The 19,216-nt window shown below is 58.1% G+C and carries 11 protein-coding genes; 4 read left to right on the plus strand and 7 right to left on the minus strand.

The window, feature by feature from the left end:
• Positions 1 to 1,620 carry an FMN-binding glutamate synthase family protein gene (locus tag AC1DXW_RS05590; RefSeq protein WP_477752323.1) on the plus strand — a complete coding sequence of 540 codons (1,620 nt, stop codon included), beginning with the start codon at positions 1 to 3 and terminating at the stop codon, positions 1,618 to 1,620.
• Between the two features lie 33 nt (positions 1,621 to 1,653).
• Here AC1DXW_RS05590 and AC1DXW_RS05595 read toward each other — a convergent pair whose 3' ends face one another.
• From AC1DXW_RS05595 to AC1DXW_RS05620, 6 genes are all read right to left on the minus strand, one after another.
• On the minus strand, positions 1,654 to 3,192 hold the full coding sequence (locus tag AC1DXW_RS05595; protein ID WP_477759838.1) for a glycosyltransferase family 39 protein: 1,539 nt from the start codon (positions 3,190 to 3,192) through the stop codon (positions 1,654 to 1,656).
• A 5-nt stretch (positions 3,193 to 3,197) separates the two neighbouring features.
• The gene (locus AC1DXW_RS05600) at positions 3,198 to 4,163 is read right to left on the minus strand and encodes a glycosyltransferase family 2 protein (protein WP_477752322.1); all 966 of its coding nucleotides are present in this window, start codon (positions 4,161 to 4,163) and stop codon (positions 3,198 to 3,200) included.
• Positions 4,160 to 4,534, minus strand: a complete 375-nt coding sequence (locus AC1DXW_RS05605) for a GtrA family protein (RefSeq protein WP_477752321.1) — start codon at positions 4,532 to 4,534, stop codon at positions 4,160 to 4,162. The genes AC1DXW_RS05600 and AC1DXW_RS05605 overlap by 4 nt, the downstream gene beginning before the upstream one ends.
• Positions 4,535 to 4,681: 147 nt before the next feature.
• The gene (locus AC1DXW_RS05610) at positions 4,682 to 6,190 is read right to left on the minus strand and encodes a glucosyltransferase domain-containing protein (protein ID WP_477752320.1); all 1,509 of its coding nucleotides are present in this window, start codon (positions 6,188 to 6,190) and stop codon (positions 4,682 to 4,684) included.
• Position 6,191: 1 nt separating this feature from the next.
• Positions 6,192 to 7,133, minus strand: a complete 942-nt coding sequence (locus tag AC1DXW_RS05615) for a glycosyltransferase family 2 protein (RefSeq protein WP_477759825.1) — start codon at positions 7,131 to 7,133, stop codon at positions 6,192 to 6,194.
• Positions 7,130 to 7,504 carry a GtrA family protein gene (locus tag AC1DXW_RS05620; protein WP_477752318.1) on the minus strand — a complete coding sequence of 125 codons (375 nt, stop codon included), beginning with the start codon at positions 7,502 to 7,504 and terminating at the stop codon, positions 7,130 to 7,132. Before AC1DXW_RS05620 ends, AC1DXW_RS05615 begins: the two co-directional genes overlap by 4 nt.
• Positions 7,505 to 7,748: 244 nt before the next feature.
• Between AC1DXW_RS05620 and AC1DXW_RS05625 the strand changes: the two genes are divergently transcribed.
• Positions 7,749 to 8,909: an OpgC family protein gene (locus tag AC1DXW_RS05625; RefSeq protein WP_477752317.1), complete on the plus strand. Its 1,161-nt coding sequence runs from the start codon at positions 7,749 to 7,751 to the stop codon at positions 8,907 to 8,909.
• Positions 8,910 to 8,998: 89 nt separating this feature from the next.
• Here AC1DXW_RS05625 and AC1DXW_RS05630 read toward each other — a convergent pair whose 3' ends face one another.
• The gene (locus AC1DXW_RS05630) at positions 8,999 to 10,420 is read right to left on the minus strand and encodes an amino acid permease (RefSeq protein ID WP_477752316.1); all 1,422 of its coding nucleotides are present in this window, start codon (positions 10,418 to 10,420) and stop codon (positions 8,999 to 9,001) included.
• A gap of 549 nt (positions 10,421 to 10,969) precedes the next feature.
• Here AC1DXW_RS05630 and AC1DXW_RS05635 point away from each other — a divergent pair.
• Both AC1DXW_RS05635 and AC1DXW_RS05640 read left to right on the plus strand, forming a co-directional pair.
• Positions 10,970 to 14,080 carry a transglycosylase domain-containing protein gene (locus AC1DXW_RS05635; protein WP_477752315.1) on the plus strand — a complete coding sequence of 1,037 codons (3,111 nt, stop codon included), beginning with the start codon at positions 10,970 to 10,972 and terminating at the stop codon, positions 14,078 to 14,080.
• Positions 14,081 to 14,245: 165 nt separating this feature from the next.
• On the plus strand, positions 14,246 to 19,165 hold the full coding sequence (locus AC1DXW_RS05640) for an NEL-type E3 ubiquitin ligase domain-containing protein (protein ID WP_477759826.1): 4,920 nt from the start codon (positions 14,246 to 14,248) through the stop codon (positions 19,163 to 19,165).
• Positions 19,166 to 19,216 lie beyond the last annotated feature (51 nt).

Consider the following 19,216-nt stretch of genomic DNA (forward strand, 5'->3'; position numbering starts at 1 on the left):
ATGAGCCTGTCACTCCTGAGCCGCTACGCCTTCTTTGCCGTCTGCGTGATCTTCTCTCTCGCCAGCCTGCCGTTTCTTGAATACGACTGGCTCTGGCCGATCACCGCCGTCACCGCTGTCCTCAGCCTGATCGGCCTGTTCGATCTGCTGCAAAGCCCCCACGCGGTGCGCCGCAATTACCCGATCCTCGGCAATATCCGCTACCTGGTCGAAGGCATCCGCCCGGAAATCCGCCAGTACCTGCTCGAGTCCGACAGCGACGCCCTGCCCTTCTCCCGCGCCCAGCGCTCGCTGGTCTATTCCCGGGCCAAGAACGAAACCGCCGACAAACCCTTCGGCACGCTGATTGACGTGTATCAGTCGGGTTTCGAATTCATCGGCCACTCCATGCGCCCGGCGCCGTTGAGCGACCCGAGCAGTTTCCGGGTGACAGTCGGTGGCCCACAGTGCACCCAGCCGTATTCGGCGTCGGTGTTCAATATCTCGGCCATGAGTTTTGGTTCCCTCAGCGCCAACGCCATCCGCGCGCTGAACCAGGGCGCGAAGCTCGGCAATTTCGCCCATGACACCGGCGAAGGCAGCATCAGCCCCTATCACCGGGAAAACGGTGGCGACCTGACCTGGGAACTGGGTAGCGGTTACTTTGGCTGCCGCACCAGCGACGGTCGCTTCGACCCGGAACGCTTCGCGGCGCAAGCCCGGACGCCGCAAGTGCGGATGATCGAAATCAAGATGAGCCAGGGCGCCAAGCCTGGCCATGGCGGCATCCTGCCCAAGCACAAGGTCACCAAGGAAATCGCCGAAACCCGCGGCATCCTGATGGGTGAAGATTGCGTGTCGCCATCGCGTCACAGCGCGTTTTCCACGCCGATCGAAATGATGCATTTCATCGCGCAACTGCGTGAGTTGTCCGGTGGCAAACCGGTGGGCTTCAAGTTCTGCCTCGGCCATCCGTGGGAGTTCATGGGCATCGCCAAGGCCATGCTGGAGACTGGCATCCTCCCAGACTTCATCGTCGTTGACGGCAAGGAAGGTGGCACCGGCGCCGCACCCGTGGAGTTCACCGACCACATCGGCGTGCCGATGCGCGAAGGCCTGCTGTTCGTGCACAACACCCTGGTGGGCCTGAACCTGCGGGACAAGATCAAGCTCGGCGCCAGCGGCAAGATCGTCAGCGCCTTCGACATCGCCAGCGTGCTGGCCATCGGCGCCGACTGGGCCAACTCGGCGCGCGGCTTCATGTTCGCCATCGGCTGCATCCAGTCGCAGAGCTGCCACACCAACAAATGCCCGACCGGCGTCGCCACCCAGGACACCCTGCGCCAGCGCGCGCTGGTGGTACCGGACAAGGCCCAGCGCGTGTTCAACTTCCACCGCAACACCCTCAAGGCCCTGGCGGAAATGCTCGCCGCCGCCGGCCTCGAACATCCGTCGCAGTTGTCGGCCAAGCACCTGGTACGACGCATGTCGGCGACCGAGATCAAGCTGTTCTCGCAGTTGCACGTGTTCCTCAAGCCAGGCGAGTTGCTGACCGGTGAGGTGAATGGCGAGTTTTACTCACGGATGTGGCAGATGGCGCGGGCGGACAGTTTCGAGCCCAGTGAAATAGCGGCCGCCTGACGTTGGCTCCAGCGCTGAAGGATTGGGACGACTTCAGCGCTCGCCGCCGAGTATAAAGAGGCGCGCCTCGACTGCCCCTCCCTTGAGCGTCAGTTTCTGCGTCCACTCTGAGGGAAACTTCATAACATTTTCCGGGCGGGGCTTAAGCGTTATCCACCAGACTCTTTTAGAGGCGGGACTCAATGCTGAAAGATCGTTGAAAAAAATCCAGTCTTTGCGCGAGGGGATAAGGAGCCAGCCGCCAAAATCGCCGGGGCCTTCCAGCTCACCTGCTGGTGACCTGGAAATGTAAAGCCTCGGCTGAATTCCCGTGGTGTTGTAATAAGTAAACGGCAAATACCAGAACAATCCGTCCACGACAATCTCGTCACCGCTCTCGACGTAATGCTTGAGGCCATTCGCCACAATGTCCAGCCTGCCTGATGTTTGGCTGTAGCCAGCGCTCAATTCCTTTGGCTTCGGATATACCTTCAATACCCCATGTACTTCCGCCGCAATAAAAACACTCAGGCAAACGACCGCAACAACAGATGAGCGCTCAGCCAAACGATCCAACATAACCGCGACGATCAGGGGCAAACTGACTGCGGTAAACACCAAATATCGGGGATAGAAGAGTGGGGCAACCCATGACAGAAGAAATAACGTGATGACCGGTACAAAGAAGTAACCAATCAACAGCAAGATTACTCGTCGATCACTGCGCCATAAACGCAATGCCATCACCGCGCAGATGATCATCAACGCCGAAATAATCAGCGATACCCACAAACCACCCTCAGACGCCGATATCATCACCGTGTATTGCGAGACGAGGCCAGGCAACATATCCCACGTGGTAGGTGGTATCCATTCGAGGCCTTTCATCCCTGAGGTCTGGTGAATGAAATTCGGAAGCCAGGGCAAATACAGTACGACAATCGTGACATTGACCAGCAACCACTTTCGAACCGAAAACAAGACCGGTTCGTCACTCCCCACCCCCGACCAATACAACCAATGCACCAGGACACACAACGCCGCGAAGTAGTGCGTGTAAAAAGCCGCTGTCATCAGCAGCACATACATCACAGGGTAACGTTTGAGATGCGGTTGCCGGCTCCAACACACCAACGCGACCGTGGCGGCCAYCAGCCAGAATCCGAGCAAGGCGTACATGCGTGCTTCCTGGCTGTAACGCACCGATATCGGCAGCAACACCAGTAACACACCGGCGATCAAAGCCGCCCTGCGCGTAGCAATCAGACTCATCAGTTTGATACACAGCACCAGTGTGCCGATATCGGCCAGCGTACTCAGGCTCCGAGCAGAAAACACGCCGTTGCCAAACACCATCGTCCAGTAATGGAGAATCAAGTAGTAAAGCGGAGGGTGAACATCACCCGCCGTAGTAGACCAGATCAACGCTGGCGAACGTTCGCTCAAGAGCAGGCTATAAGCTTCGTCATACCAGATCACCGGTACTGAAATTCCGTGAAGGCGAACGATAAGGGCCAGGGTCACCAACATGAAAACCGGACTGTAGATAACCAGGGCTTGCCGTCTCACATGAACATCGACCAAGCGATCCATCGCACTCACGTAATCTTCTCCAGTGAAGCTCGATCTACCGGCTCGTTACTACTTCTGGTGATTTCCTTGATCACATACCGGGGCCGATGCTTGGACTCCATGTAAATACGCCCGATGTATTCACCCAGAATGCCAATACCAATCAGCTGTACGCCCCCCAAAAACAAAATGGCGGTCATCAGAGACGGGTACCCCGGCACGTTATTGCCAAACAGCACCTTGTCCAGAACCATGTAAGTCGCATACAAAAGCGCTATCAGGGAGATGATACCGCCGATGTAGGACCACACGCGCAACGGTACAGTACTGAACGAAGTGATGCCCTCAAGTGCCAGATTCCATAGCTTCCAGAAATTGAACTTACTTTTTCCAGCCACCCGTGGAGCGCGATCGTACTCAATGACTTTTGTGTTGAACCCTGCCCATGACAGCACACCTTTCATGAATAACTGCTGTTCCGGAAGGCTCTTGATGACCTCAACGACTTTTCTATCCATCAAGCGAAAGTCGCCAACATTTTCCTCGATGCGGGTCGATGCAATCTGGTTGAGTAGTCGATAGAACAGGCTCGCGAATTGACGTTTGAAATAGCTGTCGGTCAAACGGTTTCGTCGTTTTGCCAGCACCACGTCAGCCCCATTGATCCACTCTTCGATGAGCCGCGAGATGACACAGATTGGGTCCTGCAGATCCACATCCATGGGAATTAGGGCATCGCCCGTTGCATGTTCCAACCCGGCAAACAAGGCAGGTTCCTTACCGAAGTTGCGCGAGAAACTGATCACCACCACATCGGTGTCAACCAAGGCAATCGTATGGGCCAGATCGGATGTTCCGTCAGTACTGCCATCATTGATAAACACGATTTCAATGCGGTGTTCGCGCAAACTCGGATCATGACGCACGGCCTGATAGAACACCCCGATAGCCTGCTCTTCATTGAACACAGGGACAATCAGCGAAACCTTCATGCCTTGCGCTCGCAAAACCCTACGAAGCTCGAAAACAAGAACCCGCAAAACAGGCTCAACAACGAAAACGTGGTGACAGTCAGCAGTCCATGAATACGCCACTGATCAGCAAGAAAACCGACGCCGAAACTCAATACACCCATGACGCAAACAAACAGCAGGTATCGCAATATCGATACCTTTGCATCAAATGTATAAAGGGCATTCGCATAGAAGGAGAATGACGCAGCGGCACAAAACGCCGCAAAATTACTGGTGGTTTGGGTCAACTCGGCAGCATTGACGAGTACAAAAAAAACCTGCCAATGAATGAACGTATTGACCAGCCCGATCACCGCATAGGTAGAAAATCCCTTCCACAAAGCTTTCATGCCGGCTCCCGCCAATATCCCTGTTACAGGTGGACTCAAGCTAAGTGATACCTCAACAGCGGTCTACTGACAGAAATAACAGGTTGGCAAGGATTTCAGACCAGCGGCAATGCTGACGATGTCGACACTTTTCACGACCCTTCAGATTCACCAACGTAGCGTTTTGCTCGGGGTCGGCTCCTTCATCACGATAAAACCGTAATCACCGATCAGGTAAATCCGGTAGAACTGGCTGTCCACCAGCGGCGGATAGCCCTGATAACCCACCCGCGTCGCGTTGCGCCGCTCCCGCTCCGCCACCACGTTGGTGATCCCCGCTTTCGGCAGATTCTCGGCCAGCATGTAATAGTCGGTATTGAGCAAGTAGTGCAGCACCGGCAGCTGCTTGAATGAGCCAGCTGCCGCCACTAACCAGTAGTCGGAATAACTCACCGAGATGTAGATCCGCCTGGCCTCGCGCAGCGACTGATGGCTGGCGATGTCGTACGCAAGGCTGGCCAGCGCCGTGGACGCAAAGGTTTTCTGCACGGTCAGCACCCGGCCATAGGCGAACGACAGCGACAACATCGCCAGCAGCGGAATGATCAACAACAGTGGCAGTCGTTCATGGATCGACGCCAGCGCCAGATGACTCAAATAGCACAACAGCACCAGCAGCACGGCAAAGCCCATCAAGGTGCGGGCGCCTTCGTTGAAGTCGCGGAAAAACAACGCGACTCCGGACACCAGCAGCGTCACCACCGGCAATGTCAGCAAACACATCAGGCCGATCAACAGTTTCTTCGGGCCACCGTCCTGACGCGCCGCTACGTTCAGTCCCAGCCGCACCGCCCCGGCTATCGCCAACAGCAGCAACCCGCCGAATACCCAGAGCCATCCACTACTGAACAGCAGCACGACTTTTTCCAGGACCCGGGCAATGTTGATCTGGATCTGCAATAGAGGATGCGCCGACCAATTGAGCAGCAATGTGCGATTGGAGTCCATGAACGGACCTGCACTGACGCTGTAGATCAACCCACCGAGGATCAGTTGGGCGGCTTTCCAGCCCAGCAGGTCGCGCCACGGCACCGGGGTGGTTTTATCGTTGGCGGCCCTGAGCAACTCCAGGCAACACAGGCCCAGGAACACATTCAGGCTGATCTGATACAACCCCAGCGCCAGTGCGATCAGGAACGACGGCACCAGCCACTGCACGCTGCGCCACGGGTGACGAAAGGTGATCGCATAGATCACCGCCACCAGGCTCAGGGCCGTCGCGGGACCGTCGTATTGATAAGACAGGTTCTGCAGGAAGAACGGGTTGTACCAGAGCGGCAACAGCACCAGGCAGCAAGCGACGCTGGGCTGGCGGAAGTAATGGAACGTCAGGCTGGTCAGCACCGACGCCATGGCCAGCGTGGCGATCAACAAGGGCAAGGGAAAGATGTTCGGCGCGGCATGGCTGAAAGTCAGGGCGTTGTAGAACAGCTGAGCGAACAGTCGCCCCTGTTCAGCCCAGGCCATGCCCGCCGCCAGCGAGCGCCAGTTGTCATCGATGTAGGGGAAGTCCGCGAGGATCAATGGCAGGATATACAAGAAGGTCGCGAACAGAAAAAACCGCCAGACCTGATGCCGGCTGAGCTCGCGAACGAGGAAGTCGTTGAACCGGCCCATGCTAGCGCCCGCCCCAGTCTTTACCGCCGACGATGTCCTTGATCACGTAGCGCGGCCGGTGCTTGGCCTCGATATAGATACGACCGATGTATTCGCCGAGGATGCCGATGCCGATCAGTTGCACGCCGCCGAGAAACAGTATCGCCGTCATCAGCGACGGATAACCGGGAACGTTGTTGCCGAAGAAAATCTTGTCCAGCACCATGTACACCGCATAGAGCACCGCGAAAATCGAAATGCCGCCACCGACGTAAGTCCACAAGCGCAGGGGCACGGTGCTGAACGAGGTCACGCCTTCCAGCGCCAGGTTCCACAGCTTCCAGCCATTGAACTTGCTGCTCCCCGCCACCCTTCCTGCCCGCTCGAACTCCACCACCACGGTGTTGAACCCGGCCCACGACAACACACCTTTCATGAACAACTGGTGCTCGGGCAGGGACCGGATCACGTCGACCACCTTGCGATCCATCAACCGGAAGTCCCCGACGTTTTCCTCGATGCGGGTATAGGCGATGCGATTGAGCACGTGGTAGAAAATCGACGCACTGTGACGCCTGAGGTAGCCGTCGACGTCCCGATTGCGGCGCTTGGCGAGTACCACATCGGCGCCCTTTTGCCACTGCTCGACCAATAACGGGATGACACTGATCGGGTCCTGCAGGTCGACATCCATGGGAATCACGGCATCGCCGCTGGCGTGTTCCAGGCCGGCAAACAGTGCCGGCTCCTTACCGAAGTTGCGCGAGAAATTGATCAGCATGACCTGATCATCCGCCTTGGCCAGTGCCGTAGCCTGTTCGGCCGTGCGGTCGGAGCTGCCGTCGTTGATGAACACGATCTCGACTTCGGCACCGCTGAGCTTCAACTCCCGTCGCACCGCCTGATAAAACAGATTGATTGACTGTTCTTCGTTGAACACCGGGACAATGAGGGAGATTTTCATCGATCACGCTCGCGAAACACCACGTATTTGGAATACAGGAAGCCGAACACCAGGCTCAATGCCGAAAACAGGGCCACGGTGAGCAAACCGTGCAATCGCCAGACGTCGCCCAGATGGCCGACACCCAGGCTCAACGCCCCCATGCCCGAAACAAACAACAGATAACCGCCGACCGAGGCACTGGCGGCGAAGGTAAATTGCGCGTTCATGTAGAAGGAAAACGACGCAGCCACGCAGAAGGCTGCCAGATTGCTGAACGCCTGACTGAGTCCGGCCGCCATGCTCAGCAGGAAAAAGACCTGCCAGTGAATCAGGGTGTTGGCGACCCCGATCACCGTGTAACTGGACAGCCCTTTCCACAACAGTCTCATGTGAGACTCCCGTTTTTAGAACGTTGCACTCATTAGTATTTGAGCCTGTCTACTGTCACAAATCGCAGGTTTTTGGACCTTTCTGACCAGCGGTTGAGCCTTGGGGCAACGCCCGAGACATTCGGTAATAGCCCGGTTTTGCAATTGCCCGCGAATCAGTCCACCCTGCGCGCCGCCGCTTGGACGCGAGGCCTTTGCGCCCGCGGCCAATCCCATTTTCACCCGCTGTTACGAGCCAGCTGTCATGACGTTAGCACGCGATCACCGGATCGACTTTTTTCGTGGTCTGGCACTGATCTTCATCTTTTGGGATCACGTGCCTCACAACCCTTTGGGACAAATCACCCTGCGCAACTTCGGTTTCAGCGATGCGGCCGAGGTTTTCGTGTTTCTGGCAGGTTTCGCGTCCGTATTGGCGTACGGCAAAGTCCTGGCGCGCGAAGGCTTTCTGATCGCCTGCGTGAAAATCCTGCGCCGGGCATGGGTGCTCTACGTGGTGCATATCTTCCTGCTGGCGATGCTGATGGGCATTGTGTTTTTCGCCAACAGCCATGTGGAAACACGGGACCTGGTGGAGGAAATGGGCATGCATCACTTCATCAGCAACCCGCAGCAGGCCCTGATCGATGAACTGTTGTTGCGCTTCAAGCCGAACCTGATGGACCCGTTGCCGCTGTACATCGTGCTATTGGCAGGTTTGCCCCTGGTACTGCCCGTACTGGTGCGCAAGGCCTGGGTGGTGGTCGCGATGTCATTGGCGCTGTATCTGATGGTGCCACTGGCGGGCTGGAACCTGGCCGCCATCAAGGACGGCGTGTGGTATTTCAACCCGGTTGCCTGGCAATTGCTGTTCGTACTCGGCGGTGCCGCTGCGATTCACAGCCAGCGCCCGCGCCTGCCCGACACTCGCCCGCTGCTACGCCAGCCGTTGTTTGTCAGTGCGGCGCTGTACGTAGTGACCGCGGGCGTGATGACCGTCCTGTGGCGTTGGCCAGAGCTACACGATGCCGTGGTGCCAGCGAGCCTGAAGAACCTGCTGTACCCCATCAGCAAGACCGACCTGTCCCCCGTGCGCCTGCTGCATTTCCTCGCACTGGCCTACGTCACCGCGAAACTGATTCCCGACAGCGGATGGACGCAAAACTGGCTCGCGCAGCAAAGTTGCCGAATGGGCCGTTTCTCGCTGGAGATTTTCTGTCTGGGCGTGCTGCTGGCGCCTTTGGCGGACATGGTCAACGCGCTGACCGACGACGCTGTTGCCATGCAGATTTTCACGGCGCTGGTGGGTGCCGGGTTGATGGCACTGCTGGCGACCTGGCTTGAGTTCAACAAGCGTTTGAACCAGACAATCAAAAGATCGCAGCCTGCGGCAGCTCCTACAAAATCAGACCGCATTCCCCTGTAGGAGCTGCCGCAGGCTGCGATCTGTTGATCTTCAAAACCAAAAAGCCCCGATCATTTCGACCGGGGCTTTTGTCTTTCAGGCATTACAACTTACGAAACCGAACGCACCGCACCTTGCGAAACATTCGTCGGTTGCAGCTTGAACATGTAGAACAGCACCGTCAGCAGCACCAGGAACGCAGGTCCCACATACAGCGCCACGCGGGTGTCCGGGAAGTACGCCATCAGGCCGACCACCAGCACCAGGAACGCCAGCGCCAGATAAGAGCTGACCGGGTACAGCCACATACGGTATTTCAGGCCAGCCGCTTCGCTTGCGCTCAGGCCTTTGCGGAATTTGAGCTGGGCCAACAGGATCATCACCCAGGTCCAGATCGCGCCGAAGGTGGCGATGGACGTCACCCAGACAAAGACCTTCTCCGGTACCAGGTAGTTCAGCAGCACGCCCAACAGCAAGGCGAAGATCGACAGCAGCAGCGCACGCCGCGGCACGCCGTTGCTCGAGGTCTTGGCGAACCCCGCCGGGGCCTGGCCGTTCTGCGCCAGGCTGTAGAGCATGCGCCCGGTGCTGAAGATGCCGCCGTTGCAGGACGACAGTGCCGCGGTGATCACCACGAAGTTGATGATGCCGGCGGCGGTCTTGATGCCCAGACGCTCGAAGGTCATCACGAACGGACTGCCTTGGGTACCGATTTCGTTCCACGGGTAGATCGACAGGATCACGAACAACGCGCCGACATAGAACAGCAGAATCCGCCAGAACACCGAGCCGATGGCATTGGGGATGGTCTTTTGCGGGTTCTTCGCTTCACCGGCGGTCAGGCCGATCATCTCCACACCCAGGTAGGCGAACATCACCATTTGCAGCGACATCAGCACGCCAGTTATGCCGTTGGGCATGAAGCCGCCGTGGGTCCACAGGTTGGAAATCCCCAGGGCCACGCCGTCGTTGCCGAAACCGAAGGCGATGATGCCGATGCCGCCGAATACCATCGCAATGATGGTGACGATCTTGATCAGGGCAAACCAGAACTCGAATTCACCGAAGGCCTTGACCGCGATCAGATTGATCGAGCCCATGCTTATCAACGCAGCGAGCGCCCAGATCCAGCGCGGTACATCGGGGAACCAGATGCCCATGTACACCGCCACGGCAGTGATTTCCGCGACGCAGGTCACCAGCCACAGGAACCAGTAGTTCCAGCCGGTCAGAAAGCCCGCCAGCGGGCCGAGGTAGTCTTGGGCGTAACGGCTGAACGAGCCGGCGACCGGATTGTGCACGGCCATCTCGCCGAGGGCACGCATGATCACCAGGATCGCCAGACCGCCGATGATGTAGGACAGCATGATGGCGGGGCCGGCCATTTGGATGGCCTTGGCTGAACCGAGGAACAGACCGACGCCGATACAGGCACCGAGTGCCATCAGGCGAATATGCCGCTCGCCGAGTTCACGTTTAAGCGGACCGCCCTGAGCGGTCTCGCCGTTGGGCTGGTGATTGCCTACGGGCATAAGGGGTACCTCATCTTGTTGTTGGATATGACCGCTGAGCGTTGAAGCCCCCGACCGATAAGCCAGCTGCTTCGCGTAACCGGGTCTGCTTTGTAAGCAGAACCGTCCTGCAGGACAAAACCTGCAAGATCAGCGGGTCGTGCAGTATAAAAAGCTGACGACAGAGATATTCACTCTATAAACCACTAAATTCAGCCATAAACCCCGGCAATAATGCGACTTTTGGAGAGGCTTCACCTGGATCTTGTAGGAATTTCCACCATTTAAATGGCGCGGAGTATTGCACAACAATGGTGCATCGCCATGCCCCTACCAAAGCCGTATTTACCTTAGAAAGGCTCTACTCCAGCCATTACAGACCACCACCCGTCTCCAGTTGCTATCACAACTGTGGCGAGGGGGCTTGCCCCCTCGCCACAATGGCTCCATCCGGCCCAGTTAGTGGTGAGTCCGTGCATCATTTTGCCCCTCACATTTTTTTCACCTTCGCCAACCACCGTCTAAGCTTCAGTGAAGTCCGATCAATCTGCGTGAATGGATCAGTCGACTATGGGCGCTTTGTGGCAAACCGATTCGAGTAAAACCGAGGTTCCGACTGAACGTGAGGATGAAGCGCCGCCACCTGAAAAACCCCGTCGTTCCAGACACGGATGGGGAGCGTTCTGGCTATTGCTGTTGATTATCGCGATTGTCGTGGGGCTGGCGGCTGCGAGGGAAATGCGTACCTCGAAGTTCCAGGCCCGGGAAGTCAGCAAATACGCCGCGTCCCTGAACTATGAGCTCAAACCCGGCCCCAGCGATGCGATTCGCTATCCGGGCGACGGTCCGTTCGATCGGCGCCTGGGCTACAGCTCGCTGGATGAATTCCTGCCGCGCTTGATCAAGCGCGATTTCGTCGTTGAGGCGCAAACCCGCTTTTCTCCGGCGCTGTTGAAGTACAGCGACAAAGGCCTGTTCGTGCCTTATGCCGAGAAAATCCAGGCCGGGCTGTCGATCACCGATTGCCGCGCTGCGCCGCTGTACCAGTACAACTACCCGCAGCAGCTTTATTCAACCTTTGCCTCGATCCCGCCGGTGGTGGTCAACAGCCTGTTGTTCATCGAGAACCGCTTCCTGCTGGACCCCAAACAACCCCTGGCCAACCCGGCGGTGGACTGGCCACGGTTCGGTATGGCGGCGTGGTCCCAGGTGGCCAAGATATTGCACGTGCCCGGTCAATCCGCTGGTGGCAGTACCCTGGCCACGCAACTGGAAAAGTACCGACACTCCCCCGATGGCTTGACGGTCAATGGCGCGGAAAAAATTCGCCAGATGATTTCCGCCACCGTACGCGCCTATCAGGCCGGGCCACAAACCCTCGAAGCCCGGCAGAACGTGGTTCGCGACTACCTCAACAGCGTGCCGCTGTCGGCCGTACCGGGCCACGGTGAAGTGCATGGCATGGCTGAAGGCTTGCGCGTGTGGTATGGCTCCGACTTCAGCAAGGCCAACGAAGTCCTGACCAGCACTGCGACCGATCCAAAAACCATGGCGGAAAAAGGCCTGGCCCTGCGTGAAATGCTGTCGCTGATGATTGCCCAGCGCCGCCCCTCGCATTACCTGACCAAGGGTCACGATGAACTGGCCGACCTCACCGACAGCCATATTCGCCTGCTGGCGCAAAACAGTGTGATCGACGCCCAGCTCGCCGCCGCCGCCCTGGCCAGCAAATTGACCTACCGCGACTGGGCCACCCAGCCGACCATTCAGCCGATTGAAACCAACAAGGGCATCAGTGTCGCGCGCAGCCGTCTGGCCGGCATGCTCAATCGCCCACTGTATGACCTCGACCGCCTCGATCTGTCCGCCACCAGCACCCTGCAAGGCGAGTTGCAAACCGAGGCCACCGAGTACCTGAAAAAACTCGCCGACCCCGCTTTTGCCACGCAAATCGGCCTGATCGGCGAACGCCTTCTGACCACCACCAGCACCACCCAGGTGCGCTACAGCTTCACCCTGTTCGAACTGACCCCGGACGGTTCGCGGGTACGGGTGCAGACCGACAGCACCGACCAGCCATTCGACATCAACGAAGGCAGCAAACTGGAGCTGGGCTCCACCGCGAAAATGCGCGTGCTGACCACCTACCTGCAAATCATCTCCGAGCTGCACGACAAATACGCTGGCATGGCCGTCCCTGAACTGAAGAAAGTCGACGTGCCGGAGCAGGACCGCCTGAGCCGCTGGGCGGTCGATTACCTGATCGAAAACAAGGACCGCGACCTGCAAAAAATGCTCGGCGCAGCCCTGGACCGCAAATACTCCGCCAGCCCCGGCGAGGCGTTTTTCACCGGGGGCGGCCTGCATGTGTTCCACAACTTCCGCAAGGAAGACAACGGCCGCATACCGACACTGCGCGACGCCCTGCGCGAGTCGATCAACCTGCCGTTCATCCGCCTGATGCGTGACCTGGTGCGCTACACCACCTACTCCGGCCCGAACAGCAGTGCCGAACTGCTCAAGGACGACCGCGACCCGCGGCGCCAGGAATACCTGGCCGAATTCGCCGACAGCGAGGGCACTTCGTTCCTGCTCAAGTTCTGGAAGAAGTACAAGAACAAGGACACCCAGGACCGGCTCGAGACCTTCCTCGACAGCATGCGCCCGACCCCGATCCGCATGGCCGCCGTGCACCGCTACCTGCTGCCACGGGCCAGTCAGGCAAGCTTCAACGCCTTCGTGCGCTCGCACCTCACCGGCGCCAAGCTCACGGAAAAACTCACTGACGAACGTCTCGTACGGCTCTACGAAGCCTACGGCCCTGGCTCCTACGACTTGCCGGACCAGGGCTTCATCGCCAAGGTTCACCCGCTGGACCTGTGGCTGATGGGCTACCTGCTCAATCACCCCGACGCCAAGTGGGGTGAAATCGTCAAAGCCAGCCAGTTCGAGCGCCAGGAGGTCTACAGCTGGCTGTTCAAAAGCCGGCACAAGGGTGCCCGCGACAGTCGCATCCGCACCATGCTGGAGATCGAAGCATTCCTCGACATTCACCAGCGCTGGCAGAAAGTCGGCTACCCATTCGATCACCTCGTGCCCTCGCTGGCGACCGCCATCGGCAGCTCCGGCGACCGTCCGGCAGCATTGGCGGAACTGATCGGCACCATCCTCAACGACGGTGTGCGCATGCCGACCCTGCGTATCGACAGCTTGCACTTCGCAGCCAACACACCGTATGAAACCAAATTGATCAATGACCCGAACGTCGGCAAACGGGTCATGCCGTCCGAAGTCGCCACGGCCATGCGCGAAGCCTTGTCGCAAGTGGTGGATGCCGGTACGGCGAAACGGGTGTCCGGCAGTTTTGTAACGCCGGATGGCAAACCGTTGGCCATGGGTGGCAAAACGGGCACAGGGGACAACCGCATTGAAGCCATTGGTTCAGGCGGGCGGATTCTGAGCTCCAAATCCATCAACCGGACGGCGACGTTTGTCTTCTACATTGGCGATTCACACTTCGGTACCTTGACCGCATTCGTGCCCGGGCGCACGGCCGAAGCCTTCAAGTTCACCTCGGCGTTGCCGGTGCAGGTACTCAAAGGCATGGCACCGATTCTCATGCCATACCTGCAACCCGGCAGCAAAACAGGTTGCTTGCCGACTGAAGTCGCGCGGCGTTGACAGAACCATTACGCTGCACAGGTGGTAATTAATTATTTTCGGCATGGATAATTCCAATGCATTAGCGGTGCAGGCGCTGATCAAGCAACAGAAATCGCGGCTTTTACTTTGGGCCCTGGGCGTTAGGCTGGTGACTCACATTAACGCTCAAGGTTTATTAACAACATGCCTGACTTACAAGGAAGTACGTCGACAACCGACCATAAAGGCCGGCACTACGAATTCATCAAGAGCCGGATTCATCCGGTCTTTCAAAGCACTTCATTGCGAAATGTCCGGGAACTGGGCCGCGCCGAAAAAGCGCCCGCGCCCTGGATCAAGACAGCCACCGCGCTCAATCAATCCCGCTTACAAAAAGCCAGCCTCGAACTCTGGTCTTCCCGCAACAAGGTGGATCGGTTTCTCGACCAGTTGCAAAACGCTTATGAATTTGCCGAGCCCATACTCGCCGATGCGCTGAAGAAACTGGATATCGATGTCGACGTTAAAAAAACATATCTGCATCTTTACCTGCCTAAAGAACGGCCCTGGTATGTCATCGATACGTCCGGGGGTGTCGTCACCCGCACTGTTTCGCTGATCGACGCCGCACTGCACAACTTCGCGCTTGGCGAAACCTGCGAACCGGACTCGGATTACATCAGCCAACCCGATCAGCGTGGTCAGTTCGATGTCTTGCCCATCAAACACAAGCTCTCCATCGCAAGGTTTCAGGCGTTGTGCCGTGAGCTGGACATCGGCGCCCGCTACACCCGATACCTGGAAGAACAGTTGCTATCTCGTGATCGCCTTGCAAAGTATTGGCTCCAAAGCCGTATCGTTGAAAGCGAGAAAGCCGCTTTCAGAGCCGCCGTGGAACAGGCGACGATGGCCGGCGATATCGACGCCGATGCCCGCGACAGGGTCATTGAAATGCTGGAGGGCCAGCGCAACACCACCTGGAAAGGCAAGCCGGTGCAATTTGCCGACCTGTCCATTCTCGACAACCGCTTGACCGGCATCGTGCTGATCACTGCGGACCTTGAGCAATCGCGCGAGGTGATGCCAGTGATCGCTTATGTGCCGCAGGATCCAGAGCACCCACTCAAGCAATACCCCTCGACCGTCGCGTTCATGAACGAATTGACGCGGCAGTTGCGCGACGACGCGCTGATCGCTTCCACCGGGATGACGTACCGCCAGTTCTTCAGCCGGTTCATTGACCATTCGCAACGCGGGCATTTCTTCGGCGGGCTGCAACAACGTCTGTTCGAGGTCAAATGGCATCGAAAGGAAACGTTCGATCCGGGCCCAAGCTGGCGGGATGTGCCGATCGATAACCCGCAATTGAATTTCGAGATTGCGCCGATCACGGGCGAACTCTGGGTACATCTTTATCAAAACAAACTGAACAAGATTCTCAATGACGCTCGGGACATCGCCGTGTCGACCGCCGATACCGATCGCAATGCCCGGTGGGCCTGGTGGGACAACTTCAAGAAAATAGTCTCCGATATTTTCAATGTTGCCCTGTTGATCGCCACGCCATTCGTTCCTGGGCTGGGCGAACTCATGCTGGCCTACACGGCGTATCAACTGACCAGTGATGTCATTGAAGGCGCTGTGGACCTGGCCGAGGGACTATGGGCAGAAGCAGCGGATCACGTTGTGGGGGTCCTGACGGACGTGGTTCAACTGGCTGCGTTTGCCGCCGGGGCGAGCATCGCCGATGCGTTCCGGCTCAAGGTTTCTACATGGGTCGAGGGCCTGCAACCGGTGAGCTTGCCCACCGGTGAAACCCGCTTGTGGCACCCGGATATCGAGCCCTACGCCCATCCAGACCTGTCGCTGCCAACAGATTCCAGGCCCGACCGGCTGGGCCTGCATCGCCATCAAGGCCGGGCCATCCTTCCTTTGGAGGGTCGCCACTATGTGACCCGCAAAGATCCGCAAACCACGCAGTATCGGCTTGAACACCCTACCCGCCCCGAAGCCTATGCACCGAAACTGGCCCATAACGGTCGTGGCGCCTGGCGCCATGAAGGTGAAAACCCGTTGACCTGGGAGAGCCCGAAGCTGATGCAACGGCTGGGGCATATGACCGATGGCTTGAGCTCACGGCAACTGGAAAACATCCGCTTGATCAGCGGCACCGAAGAAGACGCGCTGCGGCGCATGCACGTCGAAAACGCCGAGCCGCCACTATTGCTGGAAGACACGGTAAACCGCTTCAGGGCGATGGAAGATGTCGCCGCCACGACCACGCAGATTCGTTCGGGAAGCCCGATAGACCCGTCATCGCACTGGTTCGAGCAACTGATCACCGAACTGCCGGGCTGGCCGTCCGACCATGCCTTGAGGGTGTATGAACGATCCGACCTGCTCGGCCCCTCCCGCCTGTACGGCAACGCCAATGCCCGACCGGAACGGACGCTGGATATCGGGCTGGCGGACGTGATGGCCGGCAGGCTGACGGAGCGGGTCGTCAGGTTTCTCGATGAACCACAGCTCGAAGCGCTGGTCGGACCGGGACTCTCCAGGCAAGCGAAGGTACAGCGCCTGCGTGATCGCCTGGCCGACCAGGTCGAAGGGCGCAAGACCAACGTCGCGGATTTCATTTATCGCTCTCGCGCACGCAGTACCGATCGACGCGTTCAGGTCATGCAGCGGCAATACCCTGAACTGCCGACGATCATCGCCGAACGCCTTGTCGCCAATGCCCGGCAAGACGATCTGCGCATCGTCGACACACAGCAACGCCTCCCACTGGATCTCAAGAGCCGCGTCCGCGAATGTGCTTTTGAAACCCGCTCGACACGCGCCAGCGAGGGCTTTTTCCAGGCCGAACGATTGACCGCCGACACCGAGCGCCTGGTGCTCAACGCGCTGCGATTCAACAGCGCAGCCTTGGGCGATCTACGCGTGGAAATACGTGACGGCACCGCCGATGGTCCTTTGCGTTGCAGTGTCGGTCCAGACGATGCCACTCACGTACGCCTGCTAATACGCGTCGGAGACGGCCGGTATGAGGTGGTTGACGGTCAACATCGCCCGCTTTCCGATGCTGTCGACTTTCATGAAGCGCTGCTGCGCGCCTTACCGGAGCAGGCACGCCGATCAATAGGTTATGGATTGGGCCAGGGACAAGCCTTCAAGCAATGGATAATGGCCAAGACCATGGCACCGGCCGAACGCCGCACGCTCTTGCTGGAGCCTTCCATCCGGCCGGTGGCGGAGCTGGACACGAGCCTGCTGTTATGCGGCCCCGGATTTTCCAGACAGCCAGTGACCGTTGAGCAACGGGTGCAAAATCTGTACCCGCACCTGCGTGAACATGAGGTCGACAACTTCATTCGTTCCATGCCTTCGGGCAGCGACCCTGTTCAATTGATAAGCAACCTGGAACGAGAACTCACAGAGCTGGAAAACATCCTTGACGCATGGAAGATAAAGCACACGCCGTTCGAGCCCGACAATACGCTCCTACCGCCCAGGGAAATCACTTTCATCGCTAATCGCCTGATGGAATGCTTCCAGCGAAAAACCCTGGTGTTCGATGAACGCAGCATTCACTTCGACAAGGGTTATGCACTGGACCTATCCACTGAGCTCCTGAGTTTCAACCTGGAGCCATGGTGGAAGACATTGCCAGACATCCGCCCGTACCTCGAACAGATCAGCACCTTGAACCTGGACGAGATGGCATTTACGTCCGGCTCCAAGGGATTATTGAAAAGCTTTACCCAGCTACGCCATCTCAGCGCACGTCGCTGTCAGCTGACCCGCTTGCCGGACAATGTGGCCAGCATGCACCTGCTCGAAACCCTGCGTCTGAGCGGCAATCATATTGCGCTGAACACCGAGGCCGTCGAGCAACTGCAACATCTGACACGCCTGCAGACCCTGCGGCTCGATCACAACCCGCTGCGCCAGGCGCCCAATGTCGAGCGCATGCCACGCCTGAAAGTGCTTAATCTTTCAAACACCGACATCGATACCTGGCCAGACGGACTGCTGAGCAAACAGCGTCCAAAGGGGTTCTTTCTTGACCTGCGGGGAAATCCGATCAAGACCGTACCCAATGTCGTCAACGGGTCAAGGCAAGCATCAGTAGTGGCGCGCGCACGGCTGGATATCGAATCCCTGGACGATATTCAACGCCAGATCCTGTTCCAATACCGCGATTCAGTGGGCTTGCCGCGCCAGAACATCTACGCCCCTCTGGCCGCCAATGCGCGCGCCAAATGGCCGGTCGATGATGACTCCTCGCTTTGGGGTGCGAACTCGCCTGGCTTGGGGACTTACAGAGCGGATGCCTGGGACAATCTGATGAACGAGCCGAACAGCGAAGGCTTCTTCAGAATCATCGACAGCCTGACGCATTCGGCCGACTTCAGAGCCGGTGGCGCTACCCGCGCAGCCTTGTCCCGTCGTGTCTGGGAACTGATCGATGCGGTGGATCTGGATACGCCACTGCGCGAAAAACTGTTTCAGACCGCCGAGCAACCCACCACCTGTGCCGATGCCAGCTCCGAAGTTTTCAACAATATGGGCGTGCAGGCGCTTGCGTCCCAGGCGTATACCTATTCGACCAATGCCGCCGAACTGGAAACCCGGCTGGTGAGCCTGAGCAAGGGTGCCGCGCGCTTGCAACGGGTCAATGACATCGCCCGGGCCGATGCACTGTCACGTCCGAGCAGGGCCGAAGAAGTGGAAATTTACCTGGCGTATCAGACTCGTCTGGCTTCGCGCCTTGGCTTGCCGTGGCAATCGGAGGGCATGCTTTATCGCAATATCGCGGCCGTGAGCGACAATGCCATCGAACAGGCGTACACCACCGTGCTGGCGCTGGAGGAAGGGGACGGTTTGCTTGACGCCATGCTCCAACAGCTGTTCTGGGAGAAGTACCTGCATGAAACCTATGACCTGAGATTCCGTTCGAATGATCGGGCGTTCGATGAAAAGCTGCGACTTCTCGAGCAACGCAGGGAAACCGGCGAAATCAACGAGCAGGCCTACTCGGAAAGCATCAACACGCTGGCCGATGATAAACTGCAATTGGGACGAAGCCTGACCCGGATGCTGCTGGATAAATACGCGCTGTAAACGGGTAACCGGCTCCTGTAGTCCTGGCGTGCCTTGTCTTCAGGAGCCTGG

It is taken from the genome of Pseudomonas sp. P4_C4 (assembly GCF_056402055.1).

Excerpts from the sequence above, each read along its gene's own strand:
- AC1DXW_RS05640 (WP_477759826.1), top strand. The coding sequence starts at position 14,246 with ATGCCTGACTTACAAGGAAGTACGTCGACAACCGACCATAAAGGCCGG.
- AC1DXW_RS05620 (WP_477752318.1), bottom strand. The coding sequence starts at position 7,504 with ATGAGACTGTTGTGGAAAGGGCTGTCCAGTTACACGGTGATCGGGGTC.
- AC1DXW_RS05635 (WP_477752315.1), top strand. The coding sequence starts at position 10,970 with ATGGGCGCTTTGTGGCAAACCGATTCGAGTAAAACCGAGGTTCCGACT.
- AC1DXW_RS05610 (WP_477752320.1), bottom strand. The coding sequence starts at position 6,190 with ATGGGCCGGTTCAACGACTTCCTCGTTCGCGAGCTCAGCCGGCATCAG.
- AC1DXW_RS05625 (WP_477752317.1), top strand. The coding sequence starts at position 7,749 with ATGACGTTAGCACGCGATCACCGGATCGACTTTTTTCGTGGTCTGGCA.
- AC1DXW_RS05630 (WP_477752316.1), bottom strand. The coding sequence starts at position 10,420 with ATGCCCGTAGGCAATCACCAGCCCAACGGCGAGACCGCTCAGGGCGGT.
- AC1DXW_RS05590 (WP_477752323.1), top strand. The coding sequence starts at position 1 with ATGAGCCTGTCACTCCTGAGCCGCTACGCCTTCTTTGCCGTCTGCGTG.
- AC1DXW_RS05615 (WP_477759825.1), bottom strand. The coding sequence starts at position 7,133 with ATGAAAATCTCCCTCATTGTCCCGGTGTTCAACGAAGAACAGTCAATC.
- AC1DXW_RS05600 (WP_477752322.1), bottom strand. The coding sequence starts at position 4,163 with ATGAAGGTTTCGCTGATTGTCCCTGTGTTCAATGAAGAGCAGGCTATC.
- AC1DXW_RS05605 (WP_477752321.1), bottom strand. The coding sequence starts at position 4,534 with ATGAAAGCTTTGTGGAAGGGATTTTCTACCTATGCGGTGATCGGGCTG.